Raw genomic sequence first — 22692 nt, 5'->3', positions numbered from 1 at the left:
TTAGAGGCTCCACTTGGGGAGACGTTCCCCCTAGATCATCGGCTGTCCACGCTCGTCCCGGGCCGTTGGTACGCAGATAGTCACTCAGCGGGAACGGTCCGCCCGTGCTCCAGATAGACAGTCTCTCCCTGCGCGCGGGCGGCGGCAGCGGCCTCGAGGCGGTGGGCAAGGCGCTCGATCAGAAGCTCGCCCAACTCTTCAACGGGACGGAATTCGTACGCGCTCAGTTCGTTGTCGGCGAATGTGATCTTCTTGATCGTCTCACTGTCGAGAATGCCGCCGTCGAACACGAACAAGACTTTGTCGCCCTCTTTCGGGAGGGGCGCCCAATCCACCACAAGGAGGCGACCGATGGCCGGCTGAATGCCCAGCTCTTCGCGCACCTCTCGGACACACGCCTCGTACGGGGTCTCGTCCGGCTCGACGTATCCGCCCGGGATGTCCATGTAGGACTTGTACGTAGGCCGGACGAGCAGCACACGACCGCCGTCGTCGAAGAACAGCGCTCCAGCGGCGGCGCGGGCCTGCGCGAACGGCGGGGTCTCCTGATCGTTCACGGCCTCGACCTTACGCCATCAAGGCCGCTCTCACACGATGTGCAGACGCCGGGCAAGAGCAGCGAGCTGAAAGCTGGGCTTGCCCTTCTGCCTTCTGATCCATGACATCGTCAGCTGGCGGCTGAGGTAGTGGTGGCGTACCTGCTCAGGGGCGATGGCCTCGGCCTCCAGCAGAGCTGCCAAGGCCTCGTCGGTACGGTTCCACAGGCTTAAGGCATGCGCCACAGCCAGACCATGACGAGCGCGACGTTCGATCGGAAGTCCGCTGGTGTCCAACCTCGGTCCGAGATTTACGGCGACTTGGATGTCCCCCAGTTCGATCGCCGTCGCAACTTCGTGGATGCGGACGTTCGTCGGGCCGAACGCTGTCCACACGTAGTTGGCATCCCTGCCCAGTCGCGCCGCCGACTCCCCCGCTTCGGCAAGGAAGGCCCGCGTTGTCCCTCGGTCATCGTCTCGCGCCGCCGCCATCGAGCCTGCGAGGTACAGCGTGCCGTAAACCGACAACAGTTCAGGTGCGGCGAACGAAAGCCCAGGAGACAGTAGTTCAGCGGCATCCATCGTGAGCTGCTTGGCCGCTCCGTAACGGCCGTTGGACAGCAAGGCGTGCGTCACGGAGCGAAGCAACGAGGCCGTCTTGGTCAGAATGCTGGCAGCAGCGTGATAGACCTGCCCGAGTATGCCCAACGCCGCTAGGCGTGCATCGCTCTCACCGGCACGTGCAGCGTGATGCGCTTCTCCCAATAGTCCTGGGAGAGTCCGTATCACGTAGCTGTATCTGGCCTCTTGATACGCCCGCCACACTTCGGCGAGGGCACGCTCCAGCTCGGTCAGACTCGACGGCTCCGCGTTCTCCATCAGCTCAGCCATCAGCGACAGCTGCCGGTAGTCGGTGATCGCCGCCCGCAGTGCGGGGATGGTGTGGTCTCCGCTCTCATCCGTCCACTCGAAAAGGTGCGGCTCAGCAAGCAGATCACCGAGAGACACATCCAATGCGTTCGCCAACGACTTGATCACTGACAACCGGTCCAAGGTAATGCGCTCGTTCTCGACCTTGCTCAGCCAATCGGTGGTCCGCCCCACCAGCCCGGCCAGTACGTCCTGAGACATCCCCCGCCGTCGCCGGTACCAGGCCACGCGCTGGCCGATGGACAGATCGCTGGTCATTCCCCGCATGCCCTCATCGTCATCGGACGACCACGACAGACCCCGGAATTTCTTTCCGACCTAGCAGCCCACTCGACACATACCGTCACGCTACGTCATCGCCACACGTGATGGGAGGCTGCTCATGCAAGTACCAAGCCCGAACCGTGCTCCTGAGAAGCACGCCGCAGATGCCCTGGCCAACGCACTCGCAGCCCAAGGCATCTCCGCAGACGTCCACGCTGGCTACGGTCTGACCCTGGTATCCGTGTGGGTCGGGCTCGTCGTCTGGTGCGACGGTGAGTGGTTCTGGTGGCGCTCCGGTTGGGACGAGCACCGTAAGCGTGTCATATACGCTCGCCATCCGGCTATCGAGCCATCACGCGCTGCACGGCGTATCGCCTTCCGTTACGCGGATGTCCGAGGGCGTCCTGTACTCGCAGGAGCGCTCGGCGAGCTTGCTTGCCCAGGGGCGGCGGAAGCAAACGCCTCATGAAAGAGTCTCGCGAAAAGCTTGGCTGCCTAGTCAAGATCGTGGCCATGCTGCACAGTCCCGCCTGTACTCGGTCCGTTGGTGAATTGCTGATAGGGCAGCGCGGGACGGTGGCGGATGTCCTACGAGGCGGCATGCTGGCACTGGTGAAACTGAACGGTAACGGGGCCGACCTTCCGGGCGGCGTGCGGCGCTGGCCCGTTCACTGGGACGATCTGCTGGTCTCCCCGATAGAGAGCCGACCGGTCGCCTCTGGCGCCGACTATCGCGTTGGTTTGTCCGGCTCGGGTCGCGAAACGATACAGCACGCAGTGTTGGCAGACACTAAGAAGAGCCTATGCGGAGAGGAGGTCTATCCTCTCCCCATCTGCGGTTGGTCGCTCAGTTTCTCCCCCACGGCCACACGCACGTGCCCGAACTGCGCCGGCCTGGCAGCGCGTGCGGGGACGCTCAGAACAAGCGCTTCCTATGGAAAGGACACCCTCGCGGTGGATTGACGGTGTCCGTCTGTTCAGGCATGATCCTGACTCGTTGATCATCCAGAGGATCTGAGGGACCTGGCCCTGTGACGGTCCGGCAACCTCCCCGGCGGAGCTCCGCGGGAAAGGTGCCAATGCCAGGAACGATGAGGGAGAGCTGATGAGCGTACGGCTTGATGTTCCTGTCCTTGCCGGTGATCTGGTGCGGCTGGAGCCGCTGGCGATGCGACACGCGCCGGATCTCGCGGAGGCGGTCGAGGAGGATCGGTCGTCCTACGGCTTCACACTGGTGCCTCGCGGAGACGAGATAGCCGAGTACCTGGCGGCCCAACTCGTCCGCGACGGGCTGACCCCGTTCGCGCAGGTCCGGCTCACCGACGGCAAGGCGGTGGGCTGCACCGGCCTGTGGGATCCGCGCACGTGGCCGGGGCGGCCGGACCTGCGGGCGATCGAGATCGGCTTCACCTGGCTGGCCGCCTCGGCGCAGGGCACCGGGATCAATGCCGAGGCGAAGCTGTTGCTGCTGTCGTATGCGTTCGACGTGCTCGGCGTCGCTCGGGTCGACCTGAAGACCGACGCCCGCAACCACCGCTGCCGCCGGGTCTTGGAGCGGCTCGGCATCCCCTTCGAGGGCGTGCTGCGCGCCTGGTCCATGTCGTGGGCGCGCGGCGAGGAGGGGAAGGTCCGGGACTCGGCCATGTTCGCCGTGGTCGCACCGAATGGCCTGCCGTCGAACCGGTACTGCGAGCCCGTATCACCGCCGCGAGCTCCCGTTCGCCGGGCCTCTGAGAAGCTTCGGCTGGGTGAGGGTGACCCGGATGTCGCACACCCCGCACACGCCAAACTGGTGACCATGACACATGATGGCGACGCGGGGGTGTCGGGGTCGTTGGCGAGGGTGCTCGCGGACGTGGCGGCCGAGCGAGTGGCTCAGGACGCGAGGTGGGGCATGCAGATCCTGCCGGACGGGACCGGAGACGAGGGGACGGTGGCCGAGTCCGACCGGGTCAGGCGCGAGACGGAGGCGGCGGCTGCGGGCGGGGCGCTCACGTGGAGGCACATCCTGGCGGAGGAGGTGATGGAGGCGTTCGCGGAGACGGATCCCGAACGGTTGCGCGCCGAGCTGATCCAGGTGGCCGCCGTCGCGGTCAAATGGACCCAAGCCCTCGACCGCCGGCCACCTTCAGGCCCGTCATCAGTGGAGAGCGACTCTGGCGGCGCAGCACCGCGAGAGCGCTTCCGGGCCATCGTTGACGTGCACGTGCTCCTCCTCCGCGACATGCACGACGAGTCCGGCGACGGCATCCACGGCGAGACTCACCCCGGCACCCATGTGCTGCTCGGCAGGCGCAAGGGCACCGGCTTCGGGGACGGTCTGTGGCACCTGCCCTCCGGTCACCTCGAGGCGGGGGAGTCGGTCACCGAGGCGGCAGTGCGCGAGGCCAGGGAGGAGCTGGGCGTGGTGATCGACCCGGCCGACCTCGCGTTCGCCCACGTCATGCACCGCGCCCCGGAACGCGTCGGCCTCTTCTTCGCCACCCGCAAGTGGACCGGTGAGCCCTGCAACGCCGAACCGGACAAATGCTCGGAGCTCGCGTGGTGGCCCGTGGACGACCTGCCTCGCGGCGAGATGGTCGACTATCCGGCCGCCGCCATCGCGAACGTCCTGGACGGAGTCCCCTTCGCCCTGCACGAATGGCAGATCGCCGCCGACCTGCTGGACAAGGCCCCTTAGAACGCGTCGCGCAGCTCCCGCTTGAGCACCTTGCCCGAGGCGTTCTTGGGCAGCGCGTCCACGAACACCACCCGCTTGGGCGTCTTGAAGGCCGCCAGCCGCTCCCGCAGGAACGCGATCAGCTCCTCCTCGCTCGCCCCCGCCCCCTCGCGCAGGACCACCGCCGCCGTCACCGCCTCGACCCACTTGTCGTCCGGCACCCCGAACACCGCCGCCTCCGCCACCGCCGGATGCTGGTAGAGGGCCTCCTCCACCTCGCGGCTCGCCACGTTCTCGCCGCCCGACTTGATCATGTCCTTCTTCCTGTCCACCACGGACAGGTAGCCGTCGGCGTCCATGACGCCCAGGTCGCCGCTGTGGAACCAGCCGCCCCTGAACGCCTCCGCGCTCTTGTCCGGGTCGTTCCAGTAGCCGAGCATCGCGTGCGGGCTGCGGTGGACGATCTCGCCGACCACGCCGGGCGGCACGGGCCGGTCCTGGTCGTCGACGATCCGGGTCTCGACGTTCAGCGCGGGCCTGCCGGCCGAGCCGAGCCGGGTGAGCTGCTCCTCCGGGCCGAGGATCGTGGCGACCGGGGCCATCTCGGTCTGGCCGTAGAAGTTGAACAGGCGGACGTCCGGCAGGCGGGTGGCGATCTCCTTCAGCACCTCCACGGGCATGATCGAGGCGCCGTAGTAGCCCTTGCGCAGGGACGACAGGTCGCGGCGGTCGAAGTCGGGGTGGCGCAGCAGGCTGATCCAGACGGTGGGCGGGCAGAAGAGCTTGGTGGCCCGCTCGCCCTCGATCGTGGCCAGGATCGCCGCGGGGCTCGCGCCGGGCAGGACGAGGTTGGTGGCGCCGAGGTAGATGCCGGGCGTCAGGAAGCAGTGGAGCTGGGCGCAGTGGTAGAGGGGCAGGGCGTGCACCTCGACGTCGTGGTGGCTCATCTCGCCGTCCACGACGCACGTGACGTACTGGGCGATCAGGCCGCGGCTCGACAGCGTGGCGCCCTTGGGGCGTGACTCGGTGCCGCTGGTGTACATGAGCTGGATCGGGTCGTCGTCGGCGATCTCCACCTGCGGCTCCGACGCGTCGCCGTAGGCCATCCACTCCTCGAACGGCTCCCAGCCGTCCGCCGACCCGATCACGCCGCGCACCCTGACCTCGGGGCCCACGGCCCCCTCGGCCACCGGGACGAGCGCCTCCTCCACCAGCATCCCGGTCGCTCCGGAATGCTCCAGGATGTACGCGACCTCCGCCGAGCCGAGCATGAAGTTGATCGGCACGGAGATCGCGCCCAGCCGCGCCAGCGCGAAGTACGCCACCACGAACGCGTGGTTGTTGTGACTGAGGACGGCGAACCGGTCACCTTTGGCGACCCCGCGCGCGGCCAGCGCGTTGGCCGTGCGGTTCACCGCGAGGTCGAGGTCGGCGTAGCTCTGGCGCAGGCTGCCGTAGACGACGGCGGTCTTGGCCGGGTAGCGGGCGGCGGAACGACGGAGGAGGTCACCGATGGCGTGCCGGCGAGTCGTCATGCGGGGCTTTCCTTTGATCGCAGAACGATTTCGGCGATCGTACCCCGCGAACAGCTCAATCCAGAGGATCTCCCGCAATGCGGTCATAGTGCTCGCGCAGCCGGCCCATCAGCGCGTCGTCCTGGGGCAGCGGCACGTCGTCCACTCTGCCGACCGGCCACACGCCCCAGGAGTTGCAGAGGAAGACCTGATCGAACCCCGCCAGGTCGGCGACCTTGACCGGCCGCCGCTCCTGCGGGACGTCCATCCGCTCCAGCAGCCGCATCGTGATGCCGTGCAGCATCGGCATGTCCGGCCAGATCAGGCGGCCATCGGCGAACGCGCCCAGGTTGGTGATCGAGCCCTCGCTGATCAGGCCGTCCTCGGTGGTGAGCAGCGCCTCGTCGAAGCCCTCGCGCTCGACCAGCCGCCCGACGTGGCCCTGCAGCATGCCGGAGGCCTGCTTGATGTGCGGCAGGTAGCGCTGGACCGCGACCGGCTTCACGCTCTGCGGGTGGCTGGGCGCCTCGTGGGGCGGGCCGGCGGTCGCGATCACGTGCGGCCGGTCGGTCTCGACGACGTACACGCGCACGCTCGCGTCCCGTACGTCGTCGCCGAGCACGGACCGGATGGAGCCGAGCACCGCGCCCCGGTCGAGCGGCGCGCCGAACAGCTCCGCGCTGGCCGCCTCCAGCCGCTCGAAGTGCAGCTCCAGCCCCCGCACCCGGCGATCCCTGACCTGCATGGCGGTGAAGTGGCCGTAGCGCGCGTGGAGCATGAAGCGCGCGTCGGCGTCCACCAGCCTGCCCTCGATGGCAACGCGTTCCGTCACGCGAGCTACTTTACGAACACTCCGACCGACCAGCGAACTGGGCGATTGGTGTACTCGCCCAAGAAGCTCATCTTCCCGCTGATCGTCACCCGCTTGCCCTTGGGCACCGTGATCTCGGCCACGGCCATCGGATACGACCTGCCCTCCCGCCAGACGCCGCAGTTCGACGAGGAGGGGGAGAGCTTTCCGTCGATCCGGAACTGGAACCACATCCGGGAGGCCAGGTCGCCCGCGCAGAGCTGGTCGATGCCGATCTTCCCGCTCTCGCTCGTGGCCGTGAGCGTGAAGGAGGGGTCCTGCGGCCACATGCCCCTCACGGTGTAGGCCCGCTTCATGCCGGCCGCCCGGTCGGGGAACGGCTTGATCTGCGGAGGTTCGACCGGCCGGGCGGGCGGGGTCCACTCGTAGACGGCCAGGCTCCAGTTCGCCGGCCGGGCTTCGACTGGCAAGCAGGGGCTGTCCTTCGTCCTCCGCACGCAGCCCGGGCGGAGGCGGGTCGTGTCGAAGGTCACGGTGACCTCCGTGGCGCCGCGGGGCACGATCAGCGGGACCAGCGGCATCTCCTTCGAGCACCGCAGGGAGTCCGCACCTCCGATGGGCCTGCCGTTGACGAGAACGGCAGGGCTGTCGCTGCGGGGGCCGCCGTCACACCGTCCGGACACCTCCAGCGGCTTGCCGGAGACGGGGACGTTTATCGAGGTCTTCTTCTTGCCCTTCACCTCGAGCGTCGTGATGGCCAGGCGGCGGTACTCGGTGCCGTCGGCCGAGGTGAACCGCTCCGGCAGCCCGGCGGGCTGGGCCGCCGCCGTGGCCGTCGCCGTCGTGTCGCGGTCCGGCGCGGCGGCCGTGCCGGGGATGAGGTAGATGCCGGCCGCGATGACCGCCACCGCCCCCGCACCCGCCGTCACGCGTCTGCGCAGGCTGGTCCTGCGGATGCGGGAGCGGACCTCGTCGTGCCGGTACGGGTTCGCGGGCGACGGGGACTCAGCGCGCTCCCGCAGGACGTCACGCAGGTCTTGCACGGTCATCGGTGCAGCTCCTTCACGATCGACTCGTCTACTCGCAGCTTGGCCAGCGCCTTCGCGGTCTGGCTCTTGACCGTGCCCTCCTGGCAGCCCAGCAGCCTGGCCACCTCGGCCACGGGCAGGTCCTCGTAGAAGCGCAGCACGATCACCGCGCGCTGCTTGGCGGGCAGCCGGCCGACCGCCTCCCACAGCTCCTCGCGCCGGCCCGCGTCGCCGGGCGCGGGCTCGTCCGGCAGGTCGCCGCTGGGCAGCTCCCTGCGCCACCTGCGGCGCCACCAGGACGTGTACGTGGTCACCAGAACCCTGCGCACGTACGCCTCGGGCTCGTCGATGCCCGGCCAGGCGAACCACGCCTTGGCCAGCGACTCCTGCAGCAGGTCCTCCGCCGTCGCCCAGTCGTGGGTCAGCAGGTACGCGGTGCGTAAAAGCCGGTCCGACCTGGCCACCACGAAGTCCTGAAATATCGACCTATCCGCCAACTTGACCCGCCTTCTGCTCGGAGCCTGCCGACGGTAGTGACGCATCGACCGCGACACGAGGTTGCCCGCAGCCCGACGAACCTGCCGGCGTCAGACCGGGCCTGCCGGGGTCAGACCGGACCGGCCGGGGTCAGACCGAGCCGGCCGGGGTCAGACCGAGCCGGCGCGGGCCACCGTGAAGGGGGCCAGCTCGCCCAGCCCGCGCACCGACAGCCGGTTGACCTCCCGCAGCCGGAAGGCCCGGTCTCCTTCGAGCTCCTCGGCGAACTGGGGATCGGCCAGGATCGTCCCCGGCAGCGACAGTGCCGTCAGCCTGCTGGCCAGATTGACCGTGGTGCCGAACACGTCCCCCATGCGCCAGATCACCGGCCCGGACGCCAGCCCCACCCGCAGCTCGGGCATGTCCTTGACCCGCCCGTGCGTCTCCACCAGCCGCAGCGCGATCTCCGCCGCCACGTGCGCGTGGTCGGCCACGAACAGCACGGAGTCACCCAGCGTCTTGATCACCCGCCCGCCGGTCGAGGTGACGATGTCGGCCGAGCGCCCCTCGAACCTGTCGATCAGCCTGGCCAGCTCGGTCCCCGTGATCTGCCTGCTCAGCCGGGTGAACGCGACCAGGTCGGCGAAGCCGACGGCCAGGCGTACTGCGCTCATGTCCTGCTCGGCGATGCGCCCCGCGGCGGCGGCGAGCTGGCGCTGCCAGGCGTAGACGAGCAGCCGCGCGAGCTCGGGCACCACCCGCTCGGCCCGCCGCCGCCAGGCGCGCGGGCGCTCGGCCAGCGGGACACCCGTCTGGTCGAGGGTCTCGACGCCCATCTCGGCCTGCGACTCGGCCAGCCTGGCGGTCGCGCTGCCGATGGAGCGGGCGACCAGCAGCATGTGCTCCTCGTCGTAGATGCCCGAACGGACCAGGCCGAGCATGGTCTTGAGGGCCTCCACGTCGGACGCGGTGAACTCGACGGCGTCGTCGGCCACGTTCGCGAACCCCAGGGCACGCCAGTATCGCCGCGCGCGGTAGACCGGCACCCCCGCCATGTCGGCGACCTGGTGGCTGGTGTAGCGGCGCGGCTCGCGCAGAAAGGCCTCGATCAGCCCGTCCCCATCCACGCCCGCCACGCAGGCAACATAACACCCGTTCCCACCGGTCGGAGCTGGGCCCGCCCCCGGGGAGGCGGTCAGTCCAGCAGGGCCCGGAGGGCGGAGCGTTCGTCGGCCGGGACGTAGCCCGCGTAGTAGTCGTACATCGCCTTCCTGGACAGCCGGGCGGCCAGCGGGCCGTCGCCCGCTCGCACCGCGGCCAGCACCTCCTCGTGGTGCCGGATGCTCTGCCGCATCAGCGCCACCCGGTCGTCGGCGTCGGCGAGCTTCTCCGCGACCAGCTTCAGCACGATCGAGCGCACCACGTCCGTGCAGATCTGGATGAGCTTGTTGCCGCTCGCCCGCGCCACCACGTCGTGGAAGGCCACGTCGGCCTCCCCGAACGCGTCCTGGCCCGCCTCCACGGCCTCGCGCATCGCCGCGACGGCCGCGGCCATCTCGGCAAGCTCGGCGTCGGTGCGCAGCCGCGCGGCCAGCAGAATGGCGGAGGAGTCGAGCACCATCCTGAACTGCACCAGCTCGGCCAGCGACAGCTCCGCCACCCTGGCCAGGGTGGTCATCGACTTGTGCAGCGTGGCAGGGGAGAACGGCAGCACCTCCGCCCCGTTCGGGTCGCCGGGCCGCGACCGCACCAGGCCGCGCGCCTGGAGCACGCGCAGCGCCTCGCGCACGGTGGAGCGGCTGACGGAGAACTGCACCATGAGCTCCCGCTCGCTCGGCAGCCGCTCGCCCGGTGAGAGCGCGCCGCTCTCGATGGCCTCTTCGACCTGCTCGACCACCCGCTCATAGGCGCGTACGGCACGCACCGGCTCGAAGCGCGGACCACCCATGTAAGCCCCCTTGACCCGAGCCAGCGTCGACTGGCAATGTGCGTAGCCTACTGGTCCGACCAGTGCACTAGCCAGGAGGCTGTAAGACATGAGGCGAATCGGGATCTGGATCGCCGCCGGCGGTCTCCTGCTGGCCACGGCCGCCTGTGGCGGCACCTCCAGCGGCGGCGGCAGCTCCAGCACCCCCAAGAACCAGAGCCTGTCCGTGGGATTCGTGGCCGAGCCGGCGAACCTGGACTTCACCTCGACCGAGGGCGCCGCCATCCCGCAGGCGCTGCTGGTCAACGTCTACGAGGGCCTGGTCAAGCTCGACCAGGACGGCAAGATCGTGCCGCTGCTCGCCGAGAAGTGGGAGGTCTCGCCCGACCGCAAGACCTACACGTTCACGCTGCGCAAGAACGTCAAGTTCAGCAGCGGCGCGCCGTTCACGGCCGACGACGTGGCGTTCTCGCTCGACCGGGTGAAGACGGACTGGAAGCTCAAGATCAAGTCCCAGCTGGACGTCGTCGACAAGGTGGAGAAGAAGGACGACTCCACCGCCGTCGTCCAGCTGAAGAAGCCGAGCAACGGCTTCCTCTACTCGATGGCCACCAGGCTCGGCGCCATGTTCAGCCGGACCGGCGTCTCCGACCTGGCCAACAAGCCCGTCGGCACCGGCCCGTACACGCTGGGCTCGTGGCGGCGCGGCGACTCCATCCAGCTGACCGCCAACCCCTCCTACTGGGGCACCAAGCCGTCGCTGACGTCGATCACGCTGAAGTACTTCAAGGACGCCACGGCGATGAACAACGCGCTGCTGACCGGCGGCATCGACGTCATCTCGGCCGTGCAGGCGCCCGAGTCGCTGCAGCAGTTCGCCGACCCCAACCGCTTCCAGACGGTCGAGGGCACCACGAACGGCGAGGTCGTGCTGTCGATGAACAACAGCCGCCCGCCGTTCAACGACAAGAAGGCCAGGCAGGCCGTCCGCTACGCGATCGACCACAAGGCGCTCCTGGAGACCGCCTGGGCCGGGCGCGGCCAGCTGATCGGCTCGATGGTGCCGCCCACCGACCCCTGGTACGAGGACCGCACGGGCGACTACCCGTACGACCCGGCCAAGGCCAAGCAGCTGCTCGGCGGCAAGACGCTCAACGTCAAGATGCGCATCCCCAACCTGCCGTACGCGGTGGCCAGCGCCCAGGTCGTCAAGTCGCAGCTCGCGCAGGTGGGCATCAACGCCGACATCGAGCCCCTGGAGTTCCCGGCCCGCTGGCTGGACGTGGTGTTCAAGCAGGGCGACTACGACCTGTCCATCATCAACCACGTCGAACCCCGCGACATGGGCATATTTGCCGATAAGTCGTACTACTTCCGCTACGACAACCCCGAGTTCGGCAAGCTGCTCGCCGCCGCCGACGAGGGCACCGAGCAGCAGCAGACCGACGACCTGAAGCAGGCCGCCAAGCTGCTGTCCGACGACGCGGCGGCCGACTGGCTCTTCCTCTTCCCGAACCTGATCGTGGCGAAGAAGGGCGTCACCGGGCTGCCGAAGAACGCCATCGCCGAGTCCTTCGACTTCACCGCACTCGCCAAGCAGCAGTGACGCTTTACTTGATCAAACGCCTGGCGGTGCTCGTCGCGAGCACCGCCGTGGCCGGCGTGGTGGTGTTCGCGTTCATGGCCCTGCTGCCCGGCGACCCGGCCGAGGTCGCGCTCGGCGTGAACGCCACCCCTGAGGCGGTGGCGGCGCTGCGCAAGCAGTTCGGCACCGACCGGGCGCCGGTCGCGCAGTTCCTCGACTGGTTCGGCGGGCTGCTCCACGGCGACTTCGGCACCTCGTACGTGACCAGCTCGCCCATCGGCCCGCAGATCACCGACCGGCTCGGCGTCACCGCCGTGCTGGTGCTCGGCGGCATGGTGGTGGCGCTGGCCATCGCGGTGCCCCTCGGGACGTTCGCGGCCGTGCACCACCGCAACCCCCTGGGTGCGGCCATCAGCGCGGTCAGCCAGGTCGGCATCGCGATCCCCGCCTTCCTGGCGGGCATTCTGCTGGTGTTCGTGTTCGCGGTGCAGGCCCAGGCGCTGCCGTCCGGCGGCTACGTGCCGATCGCCGAGAACCCGGGGGAGTGGCTGCGCAGCCTGCTGCTGCCGTGGCTGTCGCTCGGGCTCGTGCAGGGCGCGGTGCTCACCCGGTACGTGCGCAGCGCCGTGCTCGACGTGATGCGCGAGGACTACCTGCGCACGGCCCGCGCCAAGGGCCGGGGCAGCACCGGCGCCCTGTGGCGGCACGGCCTGCGCAACGCCTCGATCCCCGTCGTCACCGTGCTCGGCCTGCAACTGGCCACGCTGCTGATCGGCGCGGTCGTGGTCGAGCGGGTCTTCGTCATCCCGGGGCTCGGCGACCTGCTGCTCAACGGCGTCGCCGGTCGTGACCTGCTGCTCGTCCAAGGCGTGGTGATGGTGCTGGTGGCGGCCGTGCTGCTGATCAATTTCGTGGTGGACGTGGCGTACCACCTGCTCGATCCGAGGCTGCGATGAGGGGCCGCGTGAACGCCGGGCTGGTGGTCGGCGGCCTGCTGGTCGGGCTCGTGGTGCTGGCGGCGGTCGTGTCGTTCTTCTGGACGCCGCACGACCCGACCCTCGTGGACGCTGCGCGCAAGCTCCAGCGGCCGGGCGGCGGCTACCTCCTGGGGGCCGACAAGTTCGGCCGCGACACCTTCAGTCAGCTCATGGTCGGCGCCCGGACGACCCTGTACGTCGGCATCGTGGCCGTCGGCATCGCCGCCGTGATCGGCACGCCGCTCGGCGTGGTCGCCGGGATGACGCCGCGCGGCTGGCTCTCCGAGCTGATCATGCGGGTCAACGACCTGGTGTTCGCGTTCCCCGCGCTGCTGCTGGCCGTCATGCTCGGCGCGGTCTACGGGGCGGGGACGCTGACCGCGATGATCGCCATCGGCGTGGCCACCGTGCCCGCGTTCGCCCGGGTGGCGCGCGCCGCCACGCTCCAGGTCATGGTGACCGACTACATCCTCGCCGCCAGGGCGGCCGGGCGCCGCCGCACGGCCATCGCCGTCCGGCACGTGCTGCCGAACATCGGCTCGGTGCTCATCGTGCAGGCGTCGGTGTCGTTCGCGATCGCGATCCTGGCCGAGGCGGCGCTGTCGTTCCTCGGCTTCGGCACCCGCCCGCCCACCCCGTCGTGGGGGCGCATGCTGCAGGAGTCGCAGGAGCTGCTGTTCGCGACGCCGCGCCTGGCGCTCTGGCCGGGCCTGGCGATCGCGCTGGCCGTACTCGGCTTCAACCTCCTGGGAGACGGCCTGCGCGACTTCCTCGACCCGAAGCTCAGGAGGATCCGTGCTGAAAGTTGAGGGGCTGACGGTACGGGCCGATTCCCTCGCATTGGTGCACGAGGTGTCGTTCGCCATCGCCCCCGGCGAGCGCGTCGGGCTGATCGGCGAGTCCGGCTCCGGCAAGTCGCTGACCGCGCTCTCCCTCATGGGCCTGCTCCCCGAGGGCGTCACCGCCGCCGGCAAGGCCACGATGGGCGGGAACGACCTGGTCGGCGTGGCGGAGAGCCGGTTGAAGCGGCTGCGCGGCCGGGACGTCTCCATGGTCTTCCAGGAGCCGATGACCGCGCTGAACCCGCTCATGCGCATCGGCGCCCAGGTCGCCGAGGTCATGACCCTGCACGGCACACCCCGCGCCCAGGCCCGTCAGAAGGCGGCCGAGCTGCTGGAGCGCGTACGCCTGCCCGAGCCCGGGCAGATCGCCCGCGCGTACCCGCACCAGCTCTCCGGCGGCCAGCGGCAGCGCGTCATGCTCGCCATCGCCCTGGCCAACGAGCCCGACCTGCTCATCTGCGACGAGCCCACCACGGCGCTCGACGTCACCGTGCAGAAGCAGATGCTGGAGCTGATCGCCGAGGTCGCGCCCGCGCTGCTGTTCATCACCCACGACCTCGCCGTCGTCGCCTCCGTCTGCGAGCGGGTCCTGGTCATGTACGGGGGGCGCGTCGTCGAGAGCGGCCCCATCCGCGAGGTCTTCACCAGGCCCCGCCACCGCTACACCGAGGGCCTGCTGGCCGCCTCCAAGCTCACCCCGCGCGGCACCCGCCTGCCCACCATCAAGGGCAGCGTCCCGCCGGCCGGGCGCTTCCCCGACGGCTGCGTCTTCCGCAACCGCTGCCCGCAGGCCACCCCCACGTGCGAGACCGTACCGGCGCTGACAGGAGACGGCCATGCCTTCGCATGCTGGCACCCCGCTGATTGAGGCCCGGAACCTGAGCCGCGTCTACCACCGGCCGCGCACCTCGCTCACCAAGCCAGGGGCCGCCGTGCAGGCGCTCAAGGACGTCTCCCTCACGGTGCGGCGGGGCGAGCGGTACGGCATCGTGGGCGAGTCCGGCTCGGGCAAGTCGACGCTGCTGCGCCTGCTCTGCGGGCTCGACCAGCCGACCGGCGGATCCATCCGGTTCGACGGGCAGGAGATCGTCGGCAGGCCGGAGCGGCGGCTGCGCTTCCTGCGGGAGAACCTGCAGATCGTCTTCCAGGACCCGATGAGCTCGCTCGACCCGCGCATGCGCGTCCGCGACCTCGTGGCCGAGCCGCTGGTCGCGCTCGGCCTGCCGGTCGGCGGCCGCGTGACCGAGCTGCTGGAGGAGGTCGGGCTGCCCGCGTCGGCCGCCGACCGGTACCCGCACCAGTTCTCCGGCGGACAGCGGCAGCGCATCGCCATCGCCCGCGCGCTCGCGCCCCGCCCCAAGGTGCTGGTCGCCGACGAGCCGGTGAGCGCCCTGGACGTGTCCGTGCGCGGGCAGATACTCAACCTGCTGGCCGACCTCGTGGACGAGCTGGGGCTGACCCTCGTGTTCGTCTCGCACGACCTGTCCGTGGTACGGCACGTGTGCGAGACGGTCGCGGTGATGAGCCGCGGGGAGATCGTGGAGAGCGGGCCGGTGGACGAGGTCTGGGCCGCGCCCGCCCACCCCTACACGCGTACGTTGCTGCAGGCCGTACCGACTCTGGAGGGATTGTTTTGATCGACGTCGATGCCGACGGAGTGGTGGAGTTCACCCAGGCGCTGGTGCGGATCCCCAGCACCAACGACCCGGGGCGGCGCGAGCGCGCCGCCGCCGAGCTGGTGGCGGCCAGGATGCGCGAATGGGGCTGGCAGCCCACCGTGTACGAGGTCGAGCCCGATCGGCCGAACGTGGTGGCCGTGGTCGAGGGCGGCGGCGGTGACGGGCCGACGCTGATGTTCGAGGGCCACACGGACGTGGTGACCGAGGGCGACCTGTCCACCTGGACCGTGGATCCGTTCGGCGGGGAGATCCGCGACGGGAAGCTGTGGGGGCGGGGCAGCGCGGACATGAAGTCCGGCCTGGCCGCCACCCTGTACGCCACCCGGGCGCTGCAGCTGGCTGGACCGTTCCCCGGGCGGATCAAGGTCTGCGCGCTGGCCGACGAGGAAGGGCTCATGATCGGCGCGCACCACTTCGTCTCCGAGGGGCTCACCGCCGACGTGGACGGCGCGATCGTGGCCGAGCCCGAGGCGGGCGAGATCTGCGCGGTGGCCAAGGGGGCGCTGCGGCTGCGGGTCGACTTCACCGGCAAGATGGCGCACGGCGCCATGCCGCAGCACGGCCGCAACCCCCTGCCCGCGGTGGGCTCGCTGCTGGTGGGGCTGGGGTCGCTGCAGGAGGAGCTGCAGGCGAGCCACCCCGCGCACGAGCACCTCGGCGAGGTGTACGTCACGCCGACCGTGCTCCGGGCCGGTTCCGAGGAGCAGGTGAACGTGATCCCGGCGGTCGCGTCGGTCTTCGTGGACGTGCGGACGATCCCCGGGGTCGAGCACAAGCTGATCGCCGACCGGGTGGCCGCGCTGGCCTCCTGCGACGGGGTCGCGGCCGAGGTGTCGGTGCTGGTGGACCGGCCGCCGGTGGACGTCCCGGTGTCCGACCCGGTCGTGGCCGCGCTGGCCGCCGCCCACCGCACCGTCACCGGGCAGGAGCCCGTCTACGGCGGGGTGCCCGGGTCCACGGACGGGACCGTGCTGACGCACTGGGGCGGCATCCCCTCGGTGGTGTACGGGCCCGGAGGGAAGTGGATCGCGCACCAGGCGGACGAGTTCGTGGAGGTCGCCGAGATCGTCCAGTGCACCCGTGTCTTCGCCGAGGCGGCCCGGCGGTTCCTGAACGGTGACCTCTGATGCGTCCGGGTCCTACGAACTCGCTGGCCGACGTGTCCGGTCTGCGGGTCGGCCACGCGCAGCGGGCGGGCGGCGGCCACCTCACGGGCACCACCGTCGTCCTGGCCCCTCCCTCGGGAGCCGTGGCGGGGGTCGACGTGCGGGGGGCCGCCCCCGGGACTCGCGAGACGGAGCTGCTGGACCCGCGGAACCTGGTCTCGCGGGTCCACGCCGTGGTGCTGAGCGGCGGGAGCGCGTACGGGCTGTCGGCGGCCTGCGGGGTGATGGACCGGCTGGCGGACGCGGGCATCGGGTACCCGGTCGCCGGCGGCGTGGTGCCCATCGTCCCGGCCGCGGTCATCTTCGACCTGGGGCGCGGTGGCACGTTCCGCGCCGTCCCGGACGCGACGTTCGGCGCCGCCGCCTACGACGCCGCCGTCGCCTCTGACGGCGCCTTCACCTCCGGCGGCGGTGTCGCGTCTGACGGCGCCTTTACCTCTGACGGCGCCTTTACCTCTGACGGCGCCGTCGCCTCCGGCGGCGGCGTGCCGCTCGGCGGCACCGCGCCACTCACGCCCTCCCTTCCCGGAGCCGCCACCCCGGACGGTGAGGTCGCGGCTCTCCCGCCGCTGGCCGCTGGGGTCCCTCTGGGGAGGCGGAAGAGGAAGGGCAGCACGCGCGGCGGCGGCCCACCACTCAGCGGCGCGCCGAACGGTGGGGCGGTCGCGCCGGGCACGGCCCGTGCGTCCCATGGCGGAATGGCCGCCCCGGGTACGGGCCATGCGCCACACGGTGACGCGGTCGCGCCGGGCGCTGCCCGTTCGTCACATAGTGAGGCAGTCGTGTCGGGTACGGCCGGCGGTTCACACGGTGGGGCGGTCGCGCCGGGGACGGCCAGCGGGTCGATCGGGGCGGGCACCGGGGCGCGGGCCGGCGGCCTGGCCGGGGGCGTGGGGACGGCGAGTGTCGTGCTCGCGGACGGTACCACCGTGGCCGCCCTCGTCGTGGCCAACCCCGTGGGCTCGGTCCTCGACCCCCGCGACGGCACCGTCGCGGGCGCCAGGTACGGCCTCCCGGGCGAGTTCGACTACCTCCGCCCTCCGCTCCAGGAGGAGATCGACGCCTGGCGGCCCGAGAACGCCCCGTCGTTCAACACCACCATCGGCGTGGTGGCCACCGACCGCACCCTCACCAAGGCCCAGTGCGGCAAGCTCGCCGCGGTCGCCCACGACGGCCTGGCCAGGGCGATCAGACCGGCGCACACCATGACCGACGGCGACACGATCTTCGCCCTGGCCACCTGCGCCCGCCCCGAGCCCGACCACGAAGCGCTCCAGGAGATCCTGGCCGCCGGAGCCGACGTGTTCAGCCGCGCCATCGCGCACGCCGTCCTCGCCGCCACCGGCCGCGACGACGCGCCCGCGTACCTCGACGTGTTCCCCAGCGCCCTACGGAAGCGATCATGACCTTCGACACCGCCTGGCCGTCCGGCCTGCCCATCGAGTCCGCGTGGCCGTCCGGCCTGCCCGTCGGCGACGGATGGGTGCAAACGGCGGAGACCGACGACATCATCTTCCCCTACGACGGCTCCGTGGTGGCCCAGGCCCCGCGAGGCACCAAGGCGCTCGCCGAGCGGGCCGTGGAAGAGGCGCTCGCCGTGGCGCCCGCCATGGCGGCGCTGCCGTCGCACGCCCGCCGCGCCGCCCTCATGCAGGCCCACGACGCCGTCGAGGCCAACCGCGCGGAGTTCGAGCGGCTGCTGGTGCTCGAGACCGGCAAGCCCCTGGTCGACTGCAAGGTCGAGGTCGCCAGGACGCTCGTCACCCTGGCCACGGCCGCCGAGGAGGTCGCCAGGCTGCACGGCGAGACCGTGCCGCTCGACCTGCTGCCCTCGGGCGAGGGGCTGATCGGGTTCTGGACGCGCCGCCCGATCGGGGTGGTCGTCGGGATCACCGGCTTCAACTACCCCCTCCTCCTCGCCGCCCACAAGATCGCTCCCGCGGTGGCCGCGGGCTGCCCTGTGATCGTCAAGCCCGCGCCGGCGACCCCGCTGGCCACGCTCTGGCTGGTGCATCTCATCCGCTCGGCGAACGCGCTCCCCCCGCAAGCCGTGCAGCTCGTCACCGGGGACGTCGAGGTCGGCCGGGCGCTGGTGGAGGACCGGCGGATCGGCGCGGTCTCGTTCACCGGCTCGGCCGCGGCCGGGCACGCCATCGCCCGCAACGCCGCCCCCACGAAGGTCCTGCTGGAGCTGGGGTCGAACGCGGCGCTCGTCGTGGCGGCCGACGCCGACCTCGAGGCCGCCGCCGACGCCGTCGTGCGCGGCGGCTACTACGCCTCCGGCCAGGCGTGCATCTCCGTCCAGCGGGTGCTGGTCGAGGAGCCCGTACGCGAGCGGTTCGTCTCCCTGCTGGCCGAGCGCGTCAAGAACGTCGCGGTCGGCGACCCCCGCCTGCCCGAGACCCGCGTCGCCCCGCTCATCGACCAGGCCGCCACCGACCGCGTGCTGGAGTGGATCGCCGGCTCCGGCGGCGAGCTGGTCACGGGCGGGCACCGCGAGGGCCGGGCCATCGCCCCGACCGTGCTCGCCGGCGTCGGCGACGGGGCCGCCGCCTGGGACGAGGAGATCTTCGGGCCCGTGGTGGTCGTGCGCCCGGTGCCCGACATCGACGCCGCCTTCACCGCCGTGAACCGGTCCAGGTACGGCCTGCACGCGGCGGTCTTCACCCGTTCGCTGGCCACGGCCTTCGCCGCCATCGAGCGGATCGAGGCCGGGGGAGTGGTGGTCAACGAGGTGCCGGGGTTCCGGGCGGACAATATGCCGTACGGCGGGGTGAAGGACTCCGGCATCGGGCGCGAGGGGCCGCGGTTCGCCATCGAGGAGCTGACCGTGACCAGAATGGCGATCATCCGGCCCTAATGCTGATCGCCGGTCTTGGCGAGCTTGTTGAGGTCTCCCATGGAGACTGCAATGGTGTTTGTTGGCAGCGGAACCAGATTCCCGGCTTCATCGATATCGTACTGTCCCTGGTCGGGGTTGAGGAGAGTCGCCGGGAGATCTGGATAGGTATTCAAGAAGAGAACCTGGACCTTGCCGGCCTTCAGCGAGGAGGTTCCCTTCTCTGAGTAAGTTATGCCATCGAGAGCACCACCGAGCTGGCGAACCTCGATGGTGCTTCCGGCATCTATGGTCCCCTTGAAGACCTTCAGTGCTCGGGCGTCGAAGACGGTCGATACAACTGAGCTGTCGCGCTGAGGCTGATCCGCGCCGCCCGTCACGCCCGCTGAGGGATTCAGACGTGGGTCTTCCCCGCCAGGCGGCTGAGGGTTCATCCGAATAATTCGCGTTTGCTGGCCCAGCTGAGCCATGATGACAAGCCCTGCTTTTTCCTATAACACGGCTAAACTGTCATAGCTCGGGTAAGCCGCGTGGTAGGTGGCCGTGGCTCCCGCTCGTGGTTTTCCGTCGACGCCGAGGCCACCGAACCGAATAACTCCCCCTGATCCCGCAGGGTACGGATGTGCCGGATCGCCGTCCCACCATCAGCGATCATCACACTTAGAAATGCTTCGCCAATGCCGCCCGGTACCTCTCTCCCGGCGGCAGGTTCGTCGTCGAGGCGTTCGTCCGCCGCCCCTGCGACGGCTTGCAGGAGCCGCACGTGCAGGACTTCGACGAGGATCAGGTCATCCTGCGGGCCCGCAGGTGGGCCCGGCAGCCCGGACCGTGCTGATCCAGCGGGTGCACCTCTACTCCGACGGCACCTTCGCGCTGCGCCCGACCATCTTCCGCCACGTCCATCCCGAGGATGCCGACGCCATGGCGGGCAAGGCCGGGCTCGCCCTGGAGGAGCGGTTCGGCGGCTGGGAGGAGCAGCCGTTCACGCCAGACTCCTCCTACCACATCTCCGTTTACGTCAACCGGTGACGGGCGCGGCGCGCGCCCAAAAACGCCAGATGTGAATACTGCATCAGGAAATCTCGAAGGACATATCACGATCGCATCACAAGATGATCTATGGCATTGATCAAGCCTTGACGTCATGTGTTGATGATGTTGTTCGTGGGAGCCAGTCGAGGCGGGAGCCGGAAATGGGATCGAGCGTCAACGGTGCCAAACAGAGTAAGACACTTCTGTCGGCGGCGGTCTTTTCGCTGGTGGCGTCGGGGTTAGTCGTGACGCCCATTTCCATGGCGAGCGCGTCGGCGGCGGAGCCGTCGCGAACCATTCTGCGAGAGTTCAAGCCCACCCCACGTCCGACCCTCGACAGTATTAAGCGCCAGGCCGCCGGGCGCGGAATTTCGCTGATGGAGGCGATCAAGGAGTATGCCTTCGCGCATGCGGACACTTCGCGCCGGGTCGATGGCGAGAAGCTGGACGGGCAGGTCATAGATCCGGATGCTGTGATCGATGACCTCACGTACGTGGAGCTCGTAGACCTGGAACGCATCGCACAGAGTTCCCATGTCTCATTCGAGGAAGCGATAGACAGACATGGATCGCATAACGCGAGGCGCAAGGCCATCGACGCCATCGCGGCCGGCTTCCCGAATGATTTCGCGGGTTCGTCCGTGATCGATGACGGCCGAGGAGTTCGCGTCGGCTTCAAGGCGGCGGCTCCTCGGCAGGCCACCGACCTTCTCATGAACCTCCCGATAAAGGTCGAGGTCGTGAGCGGCCGGGGTTACTCGGAGATCGAGATGCACGAAGCGCTGGAGAAGGCCGCCTGGTCCCTGTCCGCTCGAACTGAGCTCGGGGGGCACAAGGGCTCGGTCGACACCGAGGCCGGACGTATCACCTTCAACGTGGTTACCAAGAAGGGGAGATCGGCCGCGGTGGATGCGGGGAAACTCCAAGAGGAAACACGAGCGGCCGTGTCAGCGAACCCCGCAATTCAGATAGACGTCACCACCGTTACCGATCTGGGTACCGCTGCCGCAGCTGCTGACGACAAATACCTGCGTGGCGGAGGCAAGCTCAGCGGGAACGGGATCAGCTGCACCACCGCCTTCAACGTCAAGCACACGGACGGCAGCTACGGGAGCATAACGGCGCGGCACTGTGCGGACCCCGGCCCTTACCTGACCTATCGCAATTACCCGAACCAGGGGGGCAACGACCTTTCGACGACCATCTCCCGGATGCACAGGGCGGCGAACTACGACCTTGCCCGATTCACCACCGGCGGTTTCACCGCCACTCGAACCTTCTACTACGCACAGGATCTCCCCAGGTATGCCGACGGTATCGCCGGCTCGGTCTCTCTCAATGACGAGGTCTGCGGCATGGGGACGACAAGCGGCTGGATCGGGTGCGGAAGAGTGACTAAAACGGCCACTTCCTGGGACGATGGTTCCGGCCGTCCAGCACTCGGGATCGTCGAGCAGGAGGGAGCACCGGTGCGAGGCGGTGACAGCGGCGGGGTGTTCTACAACTCCGCGATTCTCTACGGCGTCACCAACTACACCCTGACCCGGAACAACGTGATTGTGGGAGGTGGATTCACCCGCGCCACCGTCCTCAATACCGGAGCAGTCGGGTCCGGTTGGACCGTGTTCACGCGGTAGCTCTTTCGAAACCTTCGCGCCGAAGAAGCCGTTGGCCGGGTACGGTCATATCGATCTGAGTCGAGAAGGGGTTGCGATGACCGAGCGCCGCTCAGGCTGCTACCGCCTCGCCACGGCTTGCACGATCCTGGCTACGGTGATCGCCTGCACACCACAGCCGCCTGGCAGCCGACAACCGGGGGCATCGAGCGGCGCGACGAAATTCCACACGCAAGGCGTGGATCCTGTTATTCACCTTCATGACTTGGACAAGGGTCCTGCTGCGCGCTACACAGGTCGACTGGAGTATCGGGCCGACACCAAGTGCCTGTACCTTGTCTCGGCTGACGGTAAGACGAGCTCGCCGATCTGGCCGACCGGAACGCGAGAAGTGGCCAGCGGTGCCAGCAGAGGCGTGCGGATTCCGGACGGCACCGAGTTCTTGTCGGGTCAAAGCGTGTCGCTGAGTGGAGGGGCGGCCGATTGGAACGAGCAGGTGCCGGCTGGGATCAGGGAGAACTGCCTGCTGGAGCGCCCCAATCGGATTGTTTTCCTGGTGGCGGGTGCCGGTCCCACTTAGCCTCGATTCTTCAGCGGGCGGTGCTGTGTGAGTGGCTCCGCGGTCTGCCCGTAATGTCCCCAACGCGGTTGGGGCGGGCGGTCGCATGACGCTGCGGGGGCGCCGGGTTCTACGGGCCCGGAGGGGGCTCCTTACTGAGCTCTTTCCATCGTGACGGCACTGGTCAGTGTGCTTGCTCGCTGAAGTTGGCAGTTACACACGCAAAATGTCATGAAGCCGGCAAACGATCG

Annotated in this window: 21 protein-coding genes and 1 riboswitch; of the genes, 12 read left to right on the top strand and 9 right to left on the bottom strand. The window is 69.5% G+C overall.

What is annotated here, in order from left to right:
• Positions 1–80 precede the first annotated feature (80 nt).
• Complete coding sequence (locus AB0H84_RS49865; RefSeq protein ID WP_357620846.1) at positions 81–557, bottom strand: NUDIX hydrolase; 477 nt, start codon at positions 555–557, stop codon at positions 81–83.
• Positions 558–587: 30 nt separating this feature from the next.
• Positions 588–1724: a helix-turn-helix transcriptional regulator gene (locus AB0H84_RS49860; RefSeq protein WP_357620844.1), complete on the bottom strand. Its 1137-nt coding sequence runs from the start codon at positions 1722–1724 to the stop codon at positions 588–590.
• A gap of 1004 nt (positions 1725–2728) precedes the next feature.
• Positions 2729–2828: riboswitch (SAM riboswitch) on the top strand.
• 7 nt (positions 2829–2835) lie between these two features.
• Here AB0H84_RS49860 and AB0H84_RS49855 point away from each other — a divergent pair.
• A complete protein-coding gene (locus AB0H84_RS49855; protein WP_357620842.1) occupies positions 2836–4410 on the top strand; it encodes a GNAT family N-acetyltransferase in 1575 nt (524 codons plus the stop codon).
• Here AB0H84_RS49855 and AB0H84_RS49850 read toward each other — a convergent pair.
• The 6 genes from AB0H84_RS49850 to AB0H84_RS49825 all read right to left on the bottom strand — a co-directional run bounded on the left by AB0H84_RS49850 (position 4407) and on the right by AB0H84_RS49825 (position 10167).
• Positions 4407–5924 (bottom strand): acyl-CoA synthetase, encoded by a 1518-nt coding sequence (locus AB0H84_RS49850; protein ID WP_357620840.1) that lies wholly within the window; start codon positions 5922–5924, stop codon positions 4407–4409. The two genes, AB0H84_RS49855 and AB0H84_RS49850, sit on opposite strands and share 4 nt — an antisense overlap.
• 55 nt (positions 5925–5979) lie before the next feature.
• A complete protein-coding gene (locus AB0H84_RS49845) occupies positions 5980–6735 on the bottom strand; it encodes an aminotransferase class IV (protein WP_357620838.1) in 756 nt (251 codons plus the stop codon).
• Positions 6736–6740: 5 nt separating this feature from the next.
• Positions 6741–7763, bottom strand: coding sequence for a hypothetical protein (locus tag AB0H84_RS49840; RefSeq protein ID WP_357620836.1), 1023 nt, complete (start codon positions 7761–7763; stop codon positions 6741–6743).
• Positions 7760–8284 carry a SigE family RNA polymerase sigma factor gene (locus AB0H84_RS49835; RefSeq protein ID WP_357620834.1) on the bottom strand — a complete coding sequence of 175 codons (525 nt, stop codon included), beginning with the start codon at positions 8282–8284 and terminating at the stop codon, positions 7760–7762. Before AB0H84_RS49835 ends, AB0H84_RS49840 begins: the two co-directional genes overlap by 4 nt.
• Positions 8285–8389: 105 nt before the next feature.
• The gene (locus AB0H84_RS49830; protein ID WP_357620832.1) at positions 8390–9355 is read right to left on the bottom strand and encodes an adenylate/guanylate cyclase domain-containing protein; all 966 of its coding nucleotides are present in this window, start codon (positions 9353–9355) and stop codon (positions 8390–8392) included.
• A 59-nt stretch (positions 9356–9414) separates the two neighbouring features.
• On the bottom strand, positions 9415–10167 hold the full coding sequence (locus AB0H84_RS49825) for an FCD domain-containing protein (protein ID WP_357620831.1): 753 nt from the start codon (positions 10165–10167) through the stop codon (positions 9415–9417).
• Positions 10168–10255: 88 nt separating this feature from the next.
• Between AB0H84_RS49825 and AB0H84_RS49820 the strand changes: the two genes are divergently transcribed.
• From AB0H84_RS49820 to AB0H84_RS49785, 8 genes are read left to right on the top strand one after another with little or no spacing between them, the layout of a single operon-like run.
• A complete protein-coding gene (locus tag AB0H84_RS49820) occupies positions 10256–11752 on the top strand; it encodes an ABC transporter substrate-binding protein (protein WP_357620829.1) in 1497 nt (498 codons plus the stop codon).
• A complete protein-coding gene (locus AB0H84_RS49815) occupies positions 11749–12687 on the top strand; it encodes an ABC transporter permease (protein WP_357620828.1) in 939 nt (312 codons plus the stop codon). The genes AB0H84_RS49820 and AB0H84_RS49815 overlap by 4 nt, the downstream gene beginning before the upstream one ends.
• 8 nt (positions 12688–12695) lie before the next feature.
• Positions 12696–13517: an ABC transporter permease gene (locus AB0H84_RS49810; RefSeq protein ID WP_344984243.1), complete on the top strand. Its 822-nt coding sequence runs from the start codon at positions 12696–12698 to the stop codon at positions 13515–13517.
• Positions 13504–14418 (top strand): ABC transporter ATP-binding protein, encoded by a 915-nt coding sequence (locus AB0H84_RS49805; protein WP_357620826.1) that lies wholly within the window; start codon positions 13504–13506, stop codon positions 14416–14418. Before AB0H84_RS49810 ends, AB0H84_RS49805 begins: the two co-directional genes overlap by 14 nt.
• Positions 14387–15187, top strand: coding sequence for an ATP-binding cassette domain-containing protein (locus AB0H84_RS49800; protein ID WP_357620824.1), 801 nt, complete (start codon positions 14387–14389; stop codon positions 15185–15187). Before AB0H84_RS49805 ends, AB0H84_RS49800 begins: the two co-directional genes overlap by 32 nt.
• Positions 15184–16356 carry a M20 family metallopeptidase gene (locus AB0H84_RS49795; protein WP_357620822.1) on the top strand — a complete coding sequence of 391 codons (1173 nt, stop codon included), beginning with the start codon at positions 15184–15186 and terminating at the stop codon, positions 16354–16356. The genes AB0H84_RS49800 and AB0H84_RS49795 overlap by 4 nt, the downstream gene beginning before the upstream one ends.
• Positions 16356–17801, top strand: coding sequence for a P1 family peptidase (locus AB0H84_RS49790; RefSeq protein WP_357620820.1), 1446 nt, complete (start codon positions 16356–16358; stop codon positions 17799–17801). The genes AB0H84_RS49795 and AB0H84_RS49790 overlap by 1 nt, the downstream gene beginning before the upstream one ends.
• The gene (locus tag AB0H84_RS49785; protein ID WP_357620818.1) at positions 17798–19255 is read left to right on the top strand and encodes an aldehyde dehydrogenase family protein; all 1458 of its coding nucleotides are present in this window, start codon (positions 17798–17800) and stop codon (positions 19253–19255) included. Before AB0H84_RS49790 ends, AB0H84_RS49785 begins: the two co-directional genes overlap by 4 nt.
• Here the strand turns inward: AB0H84_RS49785 and AB0H84_RS49780 are convergent.
• Positions 19252–19704, bottom strand: coding sequence for a hypothetical protein (locus AB0H84_RS49780; RefSeq protein WP_357620817.1), 453 nt, complete (start codon positions 19702–19704; stop codon positions 19252–19254). The two genes, AB0H84_RS49785 and AB0H84_RS49780, sit on opposite strands and share 4 nt — an antisense overlap.
• A gap of 358 nt (positions 19705–20062) precedes the next feature.
• Here AB0H84_RS49780 and AB0H84_RS49775 point away from each other — a divergent pair, with 358 nt between their 5' ends.
• From AB0H84_RS49775 to AB0H84_RS49765, 3 genes are all read left to right on the top strand, one after another.
• Positions 20063–20263 (top strand): hypothetical protein, encoded by a 201-nt coding sequence (locus tag AB0H84_RS49775; RefSeq protein ID WP_357620816.1) that lies wholly within the window; start codon positions 20063–20065, stop codon positions 20261–20263.
• 164 nt (positions 20264–20427) lie between these two features.
• Positions 20428–21903 carry a hypothetical protein gene (locus AB0H84_RS49770; protein ID WP_357620814.1) on the top strand — a complete coding sequence of 492 codons (1476 nt, stop codon included), beginning with the start codon at positions 20428–20430 and terminating at the stop codon, positions 21901–21903.
• Positions 21904–21979: 76 nt separating this feature from the next.
• Complete coding sequence (locus AB0H84_RS49765; protein ID WP_357620812.1) at positions 21980–22462, top strand: hypothetical protein; 483 nt, start codon at positions 21980–21982, stop codon at positions 22460–22462.
• The last annotated feature ends 230 nt before the right edge of the window (positions 22463–22692 follow it).

It is taken from the genome of Nonomuraea sp. NPDC050786 (assembly GCF_040654115.1).
In the GTDB taxonomy this organism is placed as follows: domain Bacteria; phylum Actinomycetota; class Actinomycetes; order Streptosporangiales; family Streptosporangiaceae; genus Nonomuraea.
This window is presented reverse-complemented; position numbering and strand designations above follow the sequence as displayed.